We start from the raw sequence: 16,083 nt of genomic DNA, 5'->3' as shown, positions 1-16,083 counted from the left end.
ACCACTAACATACTGGCAGGGTTGATGATGGCAAGACGCATACTGGTGGTGGAAGATGAAGCACCTATCCGTGAGATGGTGTGCTTTGTGTTGGAACAAAATGGTTACCAACCGTTAGAAGCCGAAGATTATGACAGTGCGGTAATGCGCCTGTCGGAGCCTTTCCCTGATTTAGTGCTGTTGGACTGGATGCTGCCCGGCGGCTCGGGTATCCAGTTTATTAAACATATGAAACGTGAAGCATTAACACGGGATATACCAGTGATGATGCTGACCGCCCGTGGCGAAGAAGAAGATCGGGTGCGTGGGCTGGAAGTGGGCGCGGATGACTATATTACTAAACCTTTTTCGCCAAAAGAGTTGGTGGCACGTATTAAAGCTGTGATGCGTCGAATATCGCCAATGGCAGTCGAAGAAGTGATTGAAATGCAAGGGTTAAGTCTTGATCCTTCATCGCATCGTGTCATGTCTAATGAACACGCGCTCGATATGGGGCCGACCGAGTTCAAACTGCTGCACTTCTTTATGACTCATCCCGAGCGGGTATACAGCCGTGAACAGTTGCTTAATTATGTCTGGGGCACTAACGTTTATGTAGAAGACCGCACGGTTGACGTGCATATTCGTCGGTTACGTAAGGCGCTTGAAACTGATGGCCATGATAAAATGGTACAAACTGTCCGGGGAACCGGATACCGTTTCTCAACGCGCTACTGAGTTTTCAGTGCCGGAGAATTCGTTGTGTTAGAACGCTTATCATGGAAAATGCTGGCTATAGAGCTGGCTCTTTTTTGTTTGCCCGCACTCTTGTTAGGTGCTGTCATCGGCTATTTGCCGTGGCTATTATTAGTTTCGGTCGTCGCAGCACTGGTCTGGAATTTTTATAACCAACTCAAATTATCCCACTGGCTATGGTTAGACCGCAGTATGACCCCGCCTGCTGGCCGCTGGAGTTGGGAGCCGCTATTTTATGGTTTATACCAGATGCAACTGCGTAATCGCAGGCGTCGGCGTGAACTGGCATTGCTTATCAAGCGTTTTCGCAGTGGGGCGGAATCACTGCCGGATGCAGTGGTTATCACCACCATCGAGGGCAATATTTTCTGGTGTAACGGCCTGGCTCAACATCTGCTGGGGTTCCGATGGCCAGAGGATAACGGTCAGCATATCCTCAATTTATTGCGTTATCCGGAATTTAGCCAATATCTGCAACAGCAAGAGTTCGCCCGTCCGTTAACCCTGCAATTGAATAATGGTTATTTCGTGGAGTTCCGGGTGATGCCTTATACCGAAGGGCAATTGCTGATGGTGGCCCGCGATGTGACCCAGATGCGTCAGTTGGAGGGGGCAAGGCGCAATTTCTTTGCTAATGTCAGCCACGAATTGCGCACGCCATTAACAGTATTGCAAGGTTATCTGGAAATGATGCATGACCAAGCGTTGACAGGGCCGTTGCGCGATAAGGCTTTGGGCACAATGCAGGAGCAGACCAAGCGGATGGATGGGCTGGTGAAGCAGTTGCTGACGTTATCGCGTATTGAAGCCGCGCCGAATGTGGATATGAATGAGCGGGTAGATATCCCCTTGATGTTGAAAGTGTTGCAGCACGAAGTGCAGGCATTGAGCAATGGTCGTCACGAGATTACTTTCAGGGTCAATGAGCAACTAAGAGTTTTTGGTAATGAGGATCAACTGCGCAGTGCCGTATCAAATCTGGTTTATAATGCGGTGAACCACACGCCAGAGGGGACTAAAATTGAAGTCTGCTGGCAGCAAACCCCTCAAGGCGCGCAATTCCAGGTGAGCGATAATGGGCCGGGGATCAGCCCTGAACATCTCCCACGCTTGACTGAGCGCTTCTATCGGGTGGATAAGGCGCGATCTCGCCAAACCGGTGGCAGCGGGCTGGGGCTGGCGATTGTGAAACATGCATTGAGTCATCATGACGCGCGGCTGGACGTGATAAGCGAAATCGGTTTGGGCACCCGTTTTATTTTTACCTTACCGAACCGGTTGATTGTTCCGTCGGTTTTAGCTGAGAATGCAGTCAAATCTTAGAAGGCTCGGACATTAACCTGATGAAATGGGGAAAACTGGCGCAATTGTCTGCCATATTATGGTTTAGTTGTGCGGCGTTAGTGTACGCTGTGGCGGCAGTCCCCCCCGTGGTGACAGGTGATAACGTCATACCTGCCTCGGCTGCGAACACGTTGTCAGGCAACCTCTCCAGTGTCGGTTCTGATACTCTCGCCAACCTGATGTCCCTGTGGGGCGATGATTTCAATCATCACTATCCTGGTGTTAATCTACAAATACAGGCGGCGGGTTCCTCTACCGCGCCTGCGGCGCTGGCGTCAGGGGCAACTCAACTCGGGCCGATGAGCAGGCCGATGAAAGCTGGTGAGATTAACGCCTTTATTCAACGCTATGGCTACCCGCCGTTGGCAGTACCGGTGGCGGTTGATGCGTTGGTGGTGTTTGTGCATCAGGATAATCCGTTGAATAAACTGACTTTATTGCAGCTTGATGCCATTTTCTCTCAGAATCGCCGCTGTGGAGAACCTCGCCCGATTCGGCGTTTCGGCGAGTTAGGTCTAAGTGGCGATTGGGCTGAGCGATCGTTGCAACGTTATAGCCGTAATTCAGCCTCCGGAACTTATGGTTTTTTTAAGCATCGGGTACTGTGTGATGGCGATTTTATGAAAAATATCAATAAATTGCCGGGTTCTTCATCGGTGGCGCAAGCCGTGGCAGGTTCATTAAATGGTATCGGTTATGCCAGCATGGGCTTTCGCCATAGTGGAGTGAAAGCCTTAGCTCTGGCCGCCGTTGGGCAGGATTTCGTGATGCCGACGGCTGAGAATGTCAGAGAGGGGCGTTATCCGTTGTCGCGCTATCTGTATATTTATATCAATAAGGCACCGGGGCAGCCATTGGAGCCATTGACTGCGGCATTCCTTGAGCGGGTGTTATCACCGGAGGGGCAAAGATTGGCTACCCATGATGGCTACCTGCCGCTTCCCCCTGAGATGCTGATTCAAACGAGAAATACCGTGGGTTTTACTGATTAGTTCAAGTGTGAATTGACGGAGTTTGTCAGAGCCGATTGGCTGCTAATTGTTAATGTTTGGCTATAAATGCTACAAATCATATGGCGTGTATTTATCTAAATCTGGCATTATTTGCTGCTTTTACAATAATATCTGGATGATCACTCTGCTTTTATGATCCTGACTTGCCTTTCTCCGCTATAAACGGTCTACTTAGCGCCGTTGTTGGCCTATTCCACCTGCAAATAACTTCAAAAACACTGCATACTGTCGAAATAGATTGCCTATTAACCGCCGGAGTTTGCGTTTATCAGAGCTTTGTATCGTTTCGAACACGTCGGAAAGACCACAACTCAGCACTTTTTCTTTTGGTCATTTTAACTAGGCAACACACATCACTATGAGTCATCGTTTATCATCTAAAGATATTATGGCATTAGGTTTTATGACCTTTGCCTTATTTGTTGGCGCGGGCAATATCATTTTCCCGCCAATGGTGGGGTTGCAATCAGGTGAACATGTCTGGTGGGCTGCAATTGGCTTTCTGATCACTGCCGTTGGGCTTCCGGTCATTACTGTTATCGCGCTAGCCCGCGTTGGTGGCGGTATTGATGCATTGAGCACCCCCATTGGCCGCAGTGCCGGTTTGGTGTTGGCAACGGTCTGTTATCTGGCGGTTGGCCCACTGTTTGCGACGCCGCGTACGGCTACCGTGTCCTTCGAGGTGGGTATCGCCCCGCTGACCGGTGACGGCCCATTACCCCTGTTTATCTATAGCGTTGTCTATTTCGCGCTGGTAATAGGTATCTCGTTGTATCCTGGTCGCCTGCTGGATACGGTTGGTCATATTCTGGCTCCGCTGAAGATTTTAGCGTTGGCAATTTTGGGTATCGCGGCGTTGATTTGGCCTGCTGGCCCCTTGATTCCGGCCACCGATGCTTACCAGCAAGTGCCTTTCTCCTCTGGTTTCGTCAATGGTTATCTGACGATGGATACCTTGGGGGCATTGGTCTTCGGTATCGTTATTGTTAATGCTGCCCGTTCTCGTGGCGTTGTATCCTCACAATTGCTGACCCGCTATACCATCTGGGCCGGTTTGATTGCCGGTATTGGTCTGACACTGGTCTACCTGAGTCTGTTTAAATTAGGCTCAAGCAGTGGCAGCCTGGTGCCAGAGGCGCAAAATGGCGCGGTGGTATTACATGCGTACGTTCAGCATACCTTTGGTGGTTTAGGCAGCGTGTTTCTGGCAGCATTGATCTTCATCGCGTGTATGGTTACTGCGGTGGGCCTGACCTGTGCCTGTGCTGAGTTCTTTGCACAATATTTGCCGCTATCGTACCGCTCGTTGGTGTTTATCCTCGGTATCTTCTCAATGCTGGTATCGAATTTGGGGTTGAGTCATCTGATTCAGATTTCGATTCCGGTTCTGACGGCGATTTATCCGCCTTGTATCGTACTGGTTCTGATGAGTTTCACTCTGCGCTGGTGGCGTAACGCGTCACGTATCGTCGCTCCGGTGATGTTGATAAGCTTGATATTCGGCATCCTTGATGCGGTAAAAGCCTCTACACTTGCTCATTTCTTGCCTGCGTGGACTCAGCATCTGCCGCTGGCTGAGCAAGGTTTGGCATGGTTATCACCTTCCTTGCTGGTATTCGTCGTCGTAGGGTTGTACGATCGCATCTGCTGTCGTCAGGAAATTGCTGCCAAGCAATAACGACACAGTCAGGAAGTATTCTTAGCCACGGCTCACCCCCGTGGCTTTTTGCTGAAAAAAGACGGGGCAATGTTCATGGATTTACCAGTCAAAAATAAGCTTAAACGTGGCCTGACAACGCGCCATATCCGTTTTATGGCATTGGGTTCGGCAATAGGTACTGGCTTATTCTATGGTTCGGCTGATGCAATCAGAATGGCAGGGCCAAGTGTATTATTGGCGTACCTGATTGGTGGCGTGGTGGCATTTATCATCATGCGTGCCTTGGGTGAAATGTCGGTCAATAACCCGCAGGCCAGCTCTTTTTCACGATATGCACAAGACTATCTTGGGCCAATGGCGGGTTATATTACGGGTTGGACCTACTGCTTTGAGATATTGATTGTCGCTATTGCTGATGTGACCGCATTCGGTATCTATATGGGGGTCTGGTTCCCAGATGTTCCTCATTGGGTATGGGTACTGAGTGTTGTTCTTATTATTGGCGCAGTCAATATGATGAGCGTGAAAGTCTTCGGGGAACTGGAATTCTGGTTTTCATTCTTTAAAGTCGCCACCATCATCATCATGATTCTGGCCGGGGTCGGTATTATTGTCTGGGGTATCGGTAACGGGGGGCAACCGACCGGCATTCATAATTTATGGACTAACGGTGGCTTCTTCAGTAATGGTTTTGTTGGCATGATGTTGTCATTACAACTGGTGATGTTCGCTTATGGCGGGATTGAAATCATCGGTATTACGGCCGGTGAAGCTGAAAATCCGAAAGAATCCATTCCGAAAGCGATTAACTCTGTACCGTGGCGTATTCTGGTGTTTTATGTCGGTACACTGTTCGTCATTATGTCTATCTACCCGTGGAATCAGGTGGGGACTAATGGTAGCCCGTTCGTCTTAACGTTCCAACATATGGGGATAACCGTTGCGGCCGGTATTCTGAATTTTGTGGTGATTACCGCTTCGTTATCTGCAATTAACAGTGATGTGTTTGGCGTTGGCCGCATGTTGAATGGGATGGTAGAACAGGGCCATGCGCCGAAAGTGTTTGGTGCGATTTCCAAACGTGGTGTGCCGTGGGTCACGGTGTTGGTGATGATGTTTGCCATGCTGATTGCGGTTTATCTGAACTACATCATGCCAGAAAATGTCTTCCTGGTGATTGCATCACTGGCCACATTTGCCACGGTGTGGGTCTGGATCATGATCTTGTGCTCTCAGATTGGTTTCCGCCGTTCGTTGAGCGAAGATCAAATTAAAGCGCTGGACTTCCCGCTGCGAGGTGGGACATTAACCTCAGTGCTGGCAATCATTTTCCTGGTATTCATCATTGGCCTGATTGGTTGGTTCCCAACGACGCGGGTTTCGCTGTATGTCGGGTTAGTGTGGATTGTGCTGCTATTGGTGGGATACTACTTCAAGGTCAGCCATCAGAAGAAACAGGCAGTAGCAGTGAAAGAAGCAGAGTAAAATATTAATAACAACGCCGCTGATAGCTCAGTGAGTGAGGGGTTACCGTGTTGAAGAGCACGCCAGTGGCTCATGTAGCACGATTCCTCTTCAGTTGATTCTGTCAGCGGTTTGAGCCGGGAAATATCCCGGCTTTTTTGTCTCTTTCATTTAGTCATTCAATAATCCTCTCCGCCCCCGTTCTCATCCCTGATATTTATGCTAATAGATGAGGGGGTTTTCTGCACAACATGGCATTGTTGATACCGGTTTATTTATACAGGTGAATGTGTCGCGGCGTTAATGTCTGCACCAGATAGCCTTAACAGCAATCGTTTGGGTTAAAGCAGGAGAGTTCTATGCTTAGTGGTTGGCATCTTCCCGTCCCGCCGTTTGTCCGTCAGCGCGGTGACACATTCCATATTACTTTATGGCTGCATGGCGAAGCGTTGCAGAGCGATACATTACCCACACAGGTGTTTTTACGCTGTGAGCCAGATAATGAAGAGTGGTTGCTCACCATGAAAGGCGAGCTGCATCATGGCTTTTGGCGTTATCGCGCAACGTTGCCGTTACACGAAGGCCAGCCTACTCGGCGCTACTGTTTCAAACTGTTATGGGATGATAATCAGCAGTGGTTTGGCCCGTTAGGATTTTCGGTCGTTCCACCCGCACAGTTGGCACAGTTTGCGTTAGCGTTCCCAGACCGTGGGCCTGATTGGGTTGCCGATCAGATTTTTTATCAAATTTTCCCCGATCGTTTTGCCTCGAGTCTGGGTGAACATGGTGTGCAAGATGGCAGCTATTTTCATCATGCTGCGGGTCATGCGGTTGCCCGCCGTGAGTGGCAATACCCACTGGATGATGTGAATGCGGCTTCAACATTCTATGGTGGTGACCTGACCGGCATCAGCCAAAAAATCCCTTATTTGCAACAGCTTGGTGTTACAGCGCTGTATCTTAACCCCATTTTTACCGCCCCCAGTGTGCATAAGTATGACACACAAGATTATTATCAGGTTGATCCCTACCTTGGCGGTGAGCGTGCTTTTCTGCAATTACGCGCGGCGACTCAGGATGCAGGAATAAAGCTGATACTTGATGGTGTATTTAATCATACCGGTGACTCGCATCATTGGTTTGACCGCCATCAGCAAGGTGAAAATGGGGCTTGTCATCATGAGGACTCGCCGTATCGCGGCTGGTTTAATTTCTTCCCGGATGGGCGGGCGCTGAATTGGAAAGGGAATGCGAGTTTACCCAAACTCAATTTTGCCCATCAAGATGTGGTGAATAAAATTTATCGCAGTGATGATAGCGTCGTAAGGTATTGGTTGCGGCCCCCTTACAGTATTGATGGTTGGCGACTGGACGTGGTGCATATGCTGGGCGAAGAGGGCGGTGCGAAAGGTAATTTACGCCATTTGGCGGGTATCTATCAGGCCGCCAAACAAGAGAACCCACAAGCCTATATTCTGGGTGAACACTTTGGTGATGCGCGTCATTGGTTACATGCCGGGGTAGAAGATTCGGCAATGAATTATATGGGATTTGCGCTGCCCGTTCGTGGCTTTCTAGCCGGTCTTGACGTGGCTTATCATCCGATAAAACTGACGGCTAAGGATTGTGCTTACTGGATGGATGAATACCGCGCTGGGCTGCCTCATAATCAGCAGCTTAGACTATTTAATCAGTTGGACAGCCATGATACCGCCCGATTTATAACGCTACTAAATAATGATAAAGCGCGTATGGCGATGGCGTTGGTGTGGTTGTTTAGCTGGATTGGCGTGCCTTGTTTATTCTATGGCGATGAAATCGGCCTGGATGGTGGCAATGATCCCTTTTGTCGCAAGCCGTTCCCGTGGGATGAGTCACAGTGGGATAACAACCTGCTAAAACTGTGTCAGCGTATGGCGGCTTTGCGCCATAAGAGCCTGGCGCTCAGGCGTGGCGGTTGTCAGGTGATCCATGCTGATGGCGACTCTCTGGTGTTTATACGCAGTTATCAGCGTGAGCGGGTACTGGTGGCACTGCAACGTAACAGTGATGCTGATATCCAACTGCCCTCATCCCCTTTACTCAATGTTACTCAGTGGCGCTGCCTGGAGGGTAAATCCGCGTTGAATGTCACTGAAGTGGGAGCCAATCTACAATTGTTGGGTGAAAGTGTGACGCTATGGCGTGGCGTTGGTGAGCGCTAACTAAATAGTTACCCGATAGAGATTAAAAGCAGCCAGGTGCTGCTTTTTCTTTTGTTGAGATACTGTATATATATGATAGACCACTGGTTAACCGGCAAACTCAGCGAAGGAAAGAACACATGAATACCATTAAAAGAAAGGCATTGATTATCGGCGCTTCACGGGGCTTGGGCCTCGGGCTGGTTGATGAGCTTAGTCGCCGTGGCTGGGCGGTCACTGCGACAACCCGCGGTGCGGCGAAAGAGAGCGGAGCACATGCTGCTCATTGGTTAACATTGGATATTAATCAATCAGAAAGTATCGAGCAGTTCTTGCCGCAAATTAAAGATGAAAAATTTGACCTGATATTTGTTAATGCGGGTATTTCCGGCCCTGAGCATCAATCTGCTGTTGATGCCACGCCGCAAGAGATCCTCGAATTGTTCCAAACGAATGCGATTTCGCCAATTCGTATCGCCCAGCGCTTGTTGGGGCAACGAAATCTGGCTCACAGCGTGCTGGCTTTTATGTCTTCTCAACTGGGCAGCTTGGGCCATAATACTTCCGGCCATAAACCGTTATATTCAGCCAGTAAAGCCGCACTGAACATGATGACGCGCAATCTGGTCGCTGAAGTGGCTGACCCGACATTGACTATATTATCCCTTCATCCAGGTTGGGTGAAAACGGATATGGGCGGCGATGCTGCACCGCTGACAATCGCGACCAGTGTGAAAGGGGTGGTAGATCAAATCGAACATGTATCAGGCAAGGGTGGGCACGCTTTCATCGATTATCAAGGCCATTCATTGCCGTGGTGATATGACTTATCCTGATAAATATCCCCTATCGATACCTTGATGGGGGATTTATCATTTTACATTATTAATAACCGACGGCGGCCCCTGCCGGGCGGCGAACATCATTAGCACCGTACAAGTAGCCCTCTCGTACTTTCCCTGAGACAGCAGAATCATTACCCGAATTAGCTGGGCTAACACCTTCGATACCCGCCAGACCGACCAGAATCAATTCAGCCGCGCCCCACGGATTCTGTTCAACCATTTTGTATCCCATTTTTGTCAAAAGGTTAAGGCTATCAGCCGAAACACCGCGCTGTTCGTAATAAACCTCATCCGGTAACCATTGATGATGAATCCGTGGTGCATCTACCGCCTCTTGCGGAGCCATACCGTGGTCAATCACATTCAGAGCAGTTTGCAGGGTAATAGTGATAATGCGTGAACCACCCGGAGAGCCTAACACCATAAATGTCTTACCGTCTTTGGTCACCAATGTCGGGCTCATAGACGATAGTGGGCGCTTACCGGGGGCAATGGAGTTGGTTGCACCTTGCACTAAACCATACAGATTCTGTTCACCCACTTTGACGGTGAAATCGTCCATTTCATCATTCAGGAAGAAACCGGTGCCGGGCGCGATGACCACCGCACCAAAGCGGCCATTAACGGTATAAGTGGTCGAAACCGCATTACCCTCATGGTCGACAATGGAATAATGGGTTGTTTCAGGTTTTTCATGGGGTTGCATACCCGGTTGTACTTCTACCGAGGGGGTCGCCTGGTTCGCGACAATTTGTTTACGGATATCGGCGGCGTAGCTTTTACTCAAAAGGCGGTCAATCGGATTCTTAACAAATTCAGGATCGCCGAGGAAGGTGTTGCGATCCATATAGGCATGGCGCATGGCTTCGGTCAGGGTATGGATATAAGCCGCAGAGTTGAAACCCATGCTTTTCAGGTCATATCCTTCCAAAACATTTAGCGTTTCACATAATGTCACCCCGCCTGAGCTGGGCGGTGGTGATGAAACGAATTTATAGCCACGATAACTACAGGTGATCGGTGCAGTTTCAGTTATTTTATAATTGGCAAAATCAGCAGCGGTCAAAATACCGCCGCCTTTTTTAGCTGCTGCTTCAACGGCTTGTGGTATTTTGCCCTGATAGAAAGCATCTGGCCCTTCTTCAGATATTGCAGTCAAGGTATCAGCCAAATCTGTTTGAACCAGGCGATCCCCCGGTTGCAGAGCTTCGCCGTTTTTACGCAGGAAAATACGAGCAGATTCAGGATCTTGACGGAAACGTTTAACTGTTGTGTCAAGAATATCCGTGTCAGCACGAGTTAACACAAAGCCTTCCCGTGCCAGTTTGATTGCCGGAGCCATCACTTGTTGGCGAGTTAATTTGCCGTATTTCTTTTGTGCGCTGTCCATACCCAGCACTGTTCCGGGGACGCCGGCGGCCAGATAGCCATACAAACTGGCATCTTTGGTGACTTTGCCCTCTTTATCCAGATACATATCAGCACTGGCTGCGGCTGGCGCGGTTTCACGGAAGTTTATAAATGTGTCGGTTCCATCGGCAAGATGAATGGTCATAAAGCCGCCGCCGCCGATATTGCCACAACATGGGTTCACCACGGCTTGCGCGTATCCCACCGCGACGGCAGCATCCACTGCATTTCCGCCCATTTTTAAGATGTCAGTCCCCACTTGTGAAGCGAGGTACTGTGAGGTGACTACCATGCCATTTTTTGCTTCTACTGCGGGTGTAGAGGCGGCATGAAGTGTGCCGCTGACCAGTAAGGCCAATACAGTGATAGGTTTGTTCCATTTTTTAAAAAACATTCTGACTCCTGTTATTTCCTGCTCGCCAGGGATTACCTGATCATTTTTGTTTGGCAGCTTAAAATTGCTGCTTATGAAATGTGCAGAATACACATCAGTAATAATTAATAGCAGAATTAATGTTTATGTTTGCTAATTAATTGGCAGCGCAAGGAAAAGAAGTCAGTTGTTGCCAGACAGGGAGGTATGTTTTGTTTGAGTGGAGTGAAGATAAATAGAAATAACTTATTGAAAATAAGTAAATATTCCTAAATTGCATAAGCTGGGAATCGAAAAGATTATTATATAGACTCTGCGGCGGGTGCTTGAGGCTGTCTGCTTTAAGTGCTTATGTTCGGCTGAAAGCAGGCAGAGAAAAGCCCCGTATTAAAATTAATCAATACGAGGCTCTCTGTAACGCCAGACAACGTTACGGTAGCCTTATACCCGCCGAAAGGCAAGGCAAGGAGGCTGAATATGCCACAAAAAACGTTTGTTCTATGCCTATTAATTGTTTGTATAACAGTACTGGCATTTACATTGATTACGCATAAGTCACTGTGTGAATTACGCTTAAAAGATGGAAACAAAGAGGTTGCGGCCATTTTAGCTTACGAATCTGAACGGTAAGGCAATCGGGCGGGGAGCAATCCCCGTCTTTCGTTGTCAGGTAGCAGTTTTCAAGCACCCATTTGCAAATTTTACAAAATAAAAAAAGCCAGTCAGCGTGAACTGACTGGCTTGATACCCCCGAATAAATCAGGGGTGGCATAAACTGTTATTACAGTTTAGAGGCGTTTTCAGACAGGTATTTAGCGACGCCATCTGGAGATGCGCCCATACCTGCTTTGCCTTTTTCCCACTGAGCAGGGCAAACTTCGCCGTGTTCTTCGTGGAATTGCAGTGCATCAACAGTACGGATCATTTCGTCGATGTTACGGCCGATTGGCAGGTCGTTAACGATTTGGCTGCGAACAATACCATTTTTGTCGATCAGGAATGAACCGCGCAATGCAACGCCAGCTTCTGGGTGTTCAATGCCGTAGGCTTTCTGAATTTCACGTTTGATATCAGCAACCATTGGGTATCTAACTTCACCAATACCGCCATTATCAACCGGGGTTTTACGCCAGGCGTTATGTACAAACTCGGAGTCGAAAGAAACACCAACAACTTCAACGCCACGTTTCTGGAATTCTTCGTAACGGTGGTCGAAAGCGATCAACTCTGAAGGACAAACGAAAGTGAAGTCCATTGGCCAGAAGAACAGGACGGCTGGGCGACCGTTCAGGTGTTTTTTCAGGTTGAAGTTTTCAACGATTTCGCCGCTACCAAGAACAGCAGCTGCTGTAAAATCAGGGGCTTGACGAGTTACCAGAACCATAAATTACTCCTGTTAATAGGGATGGATTAACCAGTTGTCTTAAAAGTATCGGCACAGCATAGGTATTTAATCGCTATGAATAAAGGGATAAATACCAATCGCTGTGATAGCTTTTGCCTATCGTTATAACGATTTTAGATTCGTAGTCTTGTTAAGATACCCATTCTGACGAAAAGCGCAAGTGACTTAGTCTTTATAACCATGCTAATTGAGTGGTTTTGTCTAGATTTGTTTGCGTTGCGCTTCCTGCATCATCTCAGGATAAAACGTCAAAAAAAGATTTTCTAACGGCTGATAGTGTTGTTCTATGTCGCCAAAAGAGCCAGCAAGTGCCACCAGTTTTGGCCGGCGGCTTGCCATACCTTGTAACACATCCGCTATAAAGGGGAGTTCAGCGTAGCGTTCCAACCAACGCTCTGACCATAGATAGGCATTCAGGTTCTGAAAGCGCGGCGGTGTTTGTGGTAAATGGGGTAAAATCTGGCTTTGCGCATGTAGGATAAAATCGGGCAAGGTGCGGTCTGGCATTAATTGATCCCAGTGACGAGCCAAAAAATGGTCCCATAAAACATCCAGTGTTATAGGTGCAACTCGGCGATAATCGGCACTGAAATAAGAACGGGCTTCTTTGACCAACGGCTGCGTATCGGTCATGACATCAACACGGCGATGCATCATAATGCCAGCGACTATCTCAGGGGAGTATTCCCCTTGTGGATTACCGCGCACAAAATCGGCCAGCAAATTACCCAATAAAGAGCTGTCAGCCAGTGTTGCCAGATGGAGGTGAGCAAGAAAATTCATGCGTTGAGTATAATGCAAATAGCCGCTAACTCTCCTTATTTCTTGCAGCCAGCCCTTGAGGGCTCTAGACTAGCCGCCTGTTTTTGTGAACCTGCCCATCATCTGTGCTGGTCGGGTCTGTTTTGATATGAAGTGGAAAGCCATGCGTGTTGCCGATTTTTCTTTTGAGCTGCCGGAATCTCTGATTGCCCATTACCCTCAGCCCCAGCGTAGCGGCTGCCGTTTATTGTCTCTGGATGGCCCAACGGGCACACTAACGCACGGCATTTTTACTGATTTGCTGGATAAACTACTACCTGGTGATCTGCTGGTATTCAATAACACGCGGGTTATTCCGGCGCGTTTATTTGGCCGTAAAGCCAGTGGCGGCAAGCTTGAAGTGTTAGTTGAACGCGTTTTGGATGATCACCGTGTACTGGCTCATGTCAAAGCCTCTAAAGCGCCGAAACCCGGTGCAGAGCTGCTGTTGGGCGATGATGAGAGCATCCAAGCCACCATGCTGGCACGCCATGACACGCTATTCGAGCTACGTTTTGACGATGAGCGGGACGTTTTCACTATCCTTAATGCTGTCGGTCATATGCCTTTGCCTCCTTATATTGATCGCCCTGATGAAGATGCTGACCGTGAATTGTATCAAACGGTGTATAGCCAACGTCCGGGCGCAGTAGCTGCACCAACCGCTGGGCTGCATTTTGATGAGCCAATGCTGGCCGCACTGCGCGAAAAAGGCATTGAGATGGCTTTTGTCACTTTGCACGTTGGCGCGGGAACATTTCAGCCCGTGCGAGTGGATACCATTGAAGAGCACATTATGCATTCCGAATATGCAGAAGTGCCGCAAGATGTCGTCGACGCGGTTTTGGCGTGTAAAGCGCGTGGCAACCGAGTCGTCGCGGTGGGCACCACCTCAGTGCGTTCACTGGAAAGCGCTGCCAAGGCCACCGATAACGGCCTGATTGCCCCCTTCTTTGGCGATACCAAAATCTTTATTTATCCCGGTTATCACTATCAGGTGGTGGATGCATTAATAACCAACTTCCATTTACCTGAATCAACATTGATAATGCTGGTTTCTGCTTTTGCTGGTTATAAAAATACCATGAATGCATACCAACAAGCTGTGGCAGAACAATACCGCTTTTTCAGTTATGGCGATGCGATGTTCATCAGCCGTAATCCACGGGCACCGCAAGAGACGGTTAACCCGTAAATTTCAAGTCACATTTATTGTGTGATCAGGCAATAACAACATTAGACTGTTTCTCTAATGCTGGAGGTTATGTGAAGTACGAATTACAAACAACGGATGGGCGTGCTCGTCGTGGTCGTCTGGTCTTTGAGCGTGGTGTGGTAGAAACGCCAGCATTTATGCCGGTTGGTACCTATGGCACGGTTAAAGGCATGACACCGGAAGAAGTAAAAGAGACTGGCGCACAGATTTTGCTGGGTAATACCTTCCACCTGTGGTTGCGTCCAGGGCAGGAAATTATGAAGCTGCACGGCGACTTACATGATTTCATGCAGTGGCATGGCCCGATCCTGACTGATTCCGGCGGCTTCCAGGTGTTCAGCCTGGGGGCAATGCGCAAAATCAAAGAAGAAGGGGTGACGTTCCAAAATCCGATCAATGGCGATAAAGTCTTCCTTAGTCCAGAAAAATCAATGGAAATTCAGTACGATCTCGGTTCTGATATCGTCATGATTTTTGACGAATGCACGCCATACCCAGCAGATTGGGATTATGCTAAGCGTTCGATGGAAATGTCATTACGCTGGGCTAAACGCAGCCGAGACCGTTTTGATGAACTGAACAATAAAAATGCATTGTTCGGTATTATCCAAGGTGGTGTTTACGAAGATTTACGTGATGTGTCGGTAAAAGGGCTGGTAGATATCGGTTTTGATGGTTACGCTGTGGGCGGCCTGGCGGTAGGCGAGCCAAAAGAAGATATGCACCGCATTCTGGAACATGTCTGCCCGCAGATCCCGGCGGACAAACCACGTTATCTGATGGGCGTGGGCAAACCAGAGGATTTGGTTGAGGGTGTGCGTCGCGGTATCGACATGTTTGACTGTGTGATGCCAACCCGCAATGCCCGTAATGGCCATTTGTTTGTCACTGACGGAGTCGTAAAAATCCGTAATGCCAAGCATAAGAGTGATACAGCAACACTGGATGAACATTGTGATTGCTATACTTGTCGCAATTATAGCCGTGCCTACTTGCATCATCTTGACCGTTGCAACGAAATACTGGGTGCGCGACTCAACACGATTCATAATCTGCGGTACTACCAACGCTTAATGGCGGGTTTACGGCAGGCTATTGAAGAAGGTAAATTAGAAAGCTTCGTTGAAGATTTCTATGGTCGGATAGGGAAACCTGTTCCACCATTAAGCGTTTGATTTTAAAATTATTGCCTTTGTATTTATAGCGCTAACAGTTACGATTGATCGTTTCTGTTTTATCGCACTGATTTCACACTACTGATATTGATAACAATGAGGGAATTTTAATGAGTCTTTTCATTTCCGATGCTGTCGCATCCGCTGGGGCTCCGGCTCAGAGCAGCCCGTACTCCCTGGTGATTATGCTGGTGGTATTTGGTCTGATTTTTTACTTCATGATCCTGCGTCCACAGCAAAAACGTGCTAAAGAACACAAAAAACTGATGGACTCTATCGGTAAGGGTGATGAAGTATTGACCACAGGTGGTTTACTGGGTCGTGTTACTAAAGTTGCGGAAACAGGCTATATCGTTATCGCACTGAACGACACCACTGAAGTGATGATAAAGCGTGACTTCGTTGCTGCCGTTTTACCGAAAGGCACAATGAAAGCCCTGTAATTTTTGATTTTCCCGA

General features: G+C 48.4%; 14 protein-coding genes. 11 read left to right on the top strand and 3 right to left on the bottom strand.

Annotated elements, in window-relative coordinates; all coding sequences use genetic code 11:
* Positions 1-27 precede the first annotated feature (27 nt).
* From phoB to AT01_RS07335, 7 genes are all read left to right on the top strand, one after another.
* Positions 28-717 (top strand): phosphate response regulator transcription factor PhoB, encoded by a 690-nt coding sequence (gene phoB / locus AT01_RS07365; protein WP_042546660.1) that lies wholly within the window; start codon positions 28-30, stop codon positions 715-717.
* A gap of 24 nt (positions 718-741) precedes the next feature.
* Positions 742-2,058: a phosphate regulon sensor histidine kinase PhoR gene (phoR, locus tag AT01_RS07360; protein ID WP_042546659.1), complete on the top strand. Its 1,317-nt coding sequence runs from the start codon at positions 742-744 to the stop codon at positions 2,056-2,058.
* Between the two features lie 20 nt (positions 2,059-2,078).
* The gene (locus AT01_RS07355; RefSeq protein WP_042546658.1) at positions 2,079-3,071 is read left to right on the top strand and encodes a PstS family phosphate ABC transporter substrate-binding protein; all 993 of its coding nucleotides are present in this window, start codon (positions 2,079-2,081) and stop codon (positions 3,069-3,071) included.
* A gap of 379 nt (positions 3,072-3,450) precedes the next feature.
* Positions 3,451-4,770 carry a branched-chain amino acid transport system II carrier protein gene (gene brnQ, locus AT01_RS07350; RefSeq protein WP_004704436.1) on the top strand — a complete coding sequence of 440 codons (1,320 nt, stop codon included), beginning with the start codon at positions 3,451-3,453 and terminating at the stop codon, positions 4,768-4,770.
* A 75-nt stretch (positions 4,771-4,845) separates the two neighbouring features.
* On the top strand, positions 4,846-6,237 hold the full coding sequence (gene proY / locus AT01_RS07345; protein ID WP_042546657.1) for a proline-specific permease ProY: 1,392 nt from the start codon (positions 4,846-4,848) through the stop codon (positions 6,235-6,237).
* Between the two features lie 338 nt (positions 6,238-6,575).
* On the top strand, positions 6,576-8,420 hold the full coding sequence (gene malZ / locus AT01_RS07340; RefSeq protein ID WP_042546656.1) for a maltodextrin glucosidase: 1,845 nt from the start codon (positions 6,576-6,578) through the stop codon (positions 8,418-8,420).
* A gap of 119 nt (positions 8,421-8,539) precedes the next feature.
* A complete protein-coding gene (locus tag AT01_RS07335; protein WP_042546655.1) occupies positions 8,540-9,220 on the top strand; it encodes an SDR family oxidoreductase in 681 nt (226 codons plus the stop codon).
* Positions 9,221-9,284: 64 nt separating this feature from the next.
* Here the strand turns inward: AT01_RS07335 and ggt are convergent, their stop codons facing one another.
* On the bottom strand, positions 9,285-11,048 hold the full coding sequence (gene ggt / locus AT01_RS07330) for a gamma-glutamyltransferase (protein WP_042546654.1): 1,764 nt from the start codon (positions 11,046-11,048) through the stop codon (positions 9,285-9,287).
* 456 nt (positions 11,049-11,504) lie between these two features.
* Here ggt and AT01_RS07325 point away from each other — a divergent pair, with 456 nt between their 5' ends.
* Positions 11,505-11,657, top strand: coding sequence for a type I toxin-antitoxin system Hok family toxin (locus AT01_RS07325; RefSeq protein ID WP_004704431.1), 153 nt, complete (start codon positions 11,505-11,507; stop codon positions 11,655-11,657).
* Positions 11,658-11,808: 151 nt separating this feature from the next.
* Here the strand turns inward: AT01_RS07325 and AT01_RS07320 are convergent, their stop codons facing one another.
* Both AT01_RS07320 and AT01_RS07315 read right to left on the bottom strand, forming a co-directional pair.
* A complete protein-coding gene (locus AT01_RS07320; RefSeq protein WP_042546653.1) occupies positions 11,809-12,411 on the bottom strand; it encodes a peroxiredoxin C in 603 nt (200 codons plus the stop codon).
* A gap of 222 nt (positions 12,412-12,633) precedes the next feature.
* Positions 12,634-13,215, bottom strand: coding sequence for an acyl carrier protein phosphodiesterase (locus tag AT01_RS07315; RefSeq protein WP_042546652.1), 582 nt, complete (start codon positions 13,213-13,215; stop codon positions 12,634-12,636).
* 142 nt (positions 13,216-13,357) lie between these two features.
* On the opposite strand from AT01_RS07315, the gene queA reads away from it, so the two are divergent.
* The 3 genes from queA to yajC all read left to right on the top strand — a co-directional run bounded on the left by queA (position 13,358) and on the right by yajC (position 16,067).
* A complete protein-coding gene (queA, locus tag AT01_RS07310) occupies positions 13,358-14,428 on the top strand; it encodes a tRNA preQ1(34) S-adenosylmethionine ribosyltransferase-isomerase QueA (protein WP_042546651.1) in 1,071 nt (356 codons plus the stop codon).
* Positions 14,429-14,499: 71 nt separating this feature from the next.
* The gene (tgt, locus tag AT01_RS07305) at positions 14,500-15,624 is read left to right on the top strand and encodes a tRNA guanosine(34) transglycosylase Tgt (protein ID WP_042546650.1); all 1,125 of its coding nucleotides are present in this window, start codon (positions 14,500-14,502) and stop codon (positions 15,622-15,624) included.
* A 110-nt stretch (positions 15,625-15,734) separates the two neighbouring features.
* Positions 15,735-16,067, top strand: a complete 333-nt coding sequence (gene yajC, locus AT01_RS07300; RefSeq protein ID WP_005166605.1) for a preprotein translocase subunit YajC — start codon at positions 15,735-15,737, stop codon at positions 16,065-16,067.
* Positions 16,068-16,083 lie beyond the last annotated feature (16 nt).

The organism is Yersinia aldovae 670-83, from assembly GCF_000834395.1.
In the GTDB taxonomy this organism is placed as follows: Bacteria; Pseudomonadota; Gammaproteobacteria; order Enterobacterales; family Enterobacteriaceae; genus Yersinia; species Yersinia aldovae.
Note: the sequence above shows the minus strand (reverse complement) of the source record. Positions and strands in the feature narration are given on the sequence as shown.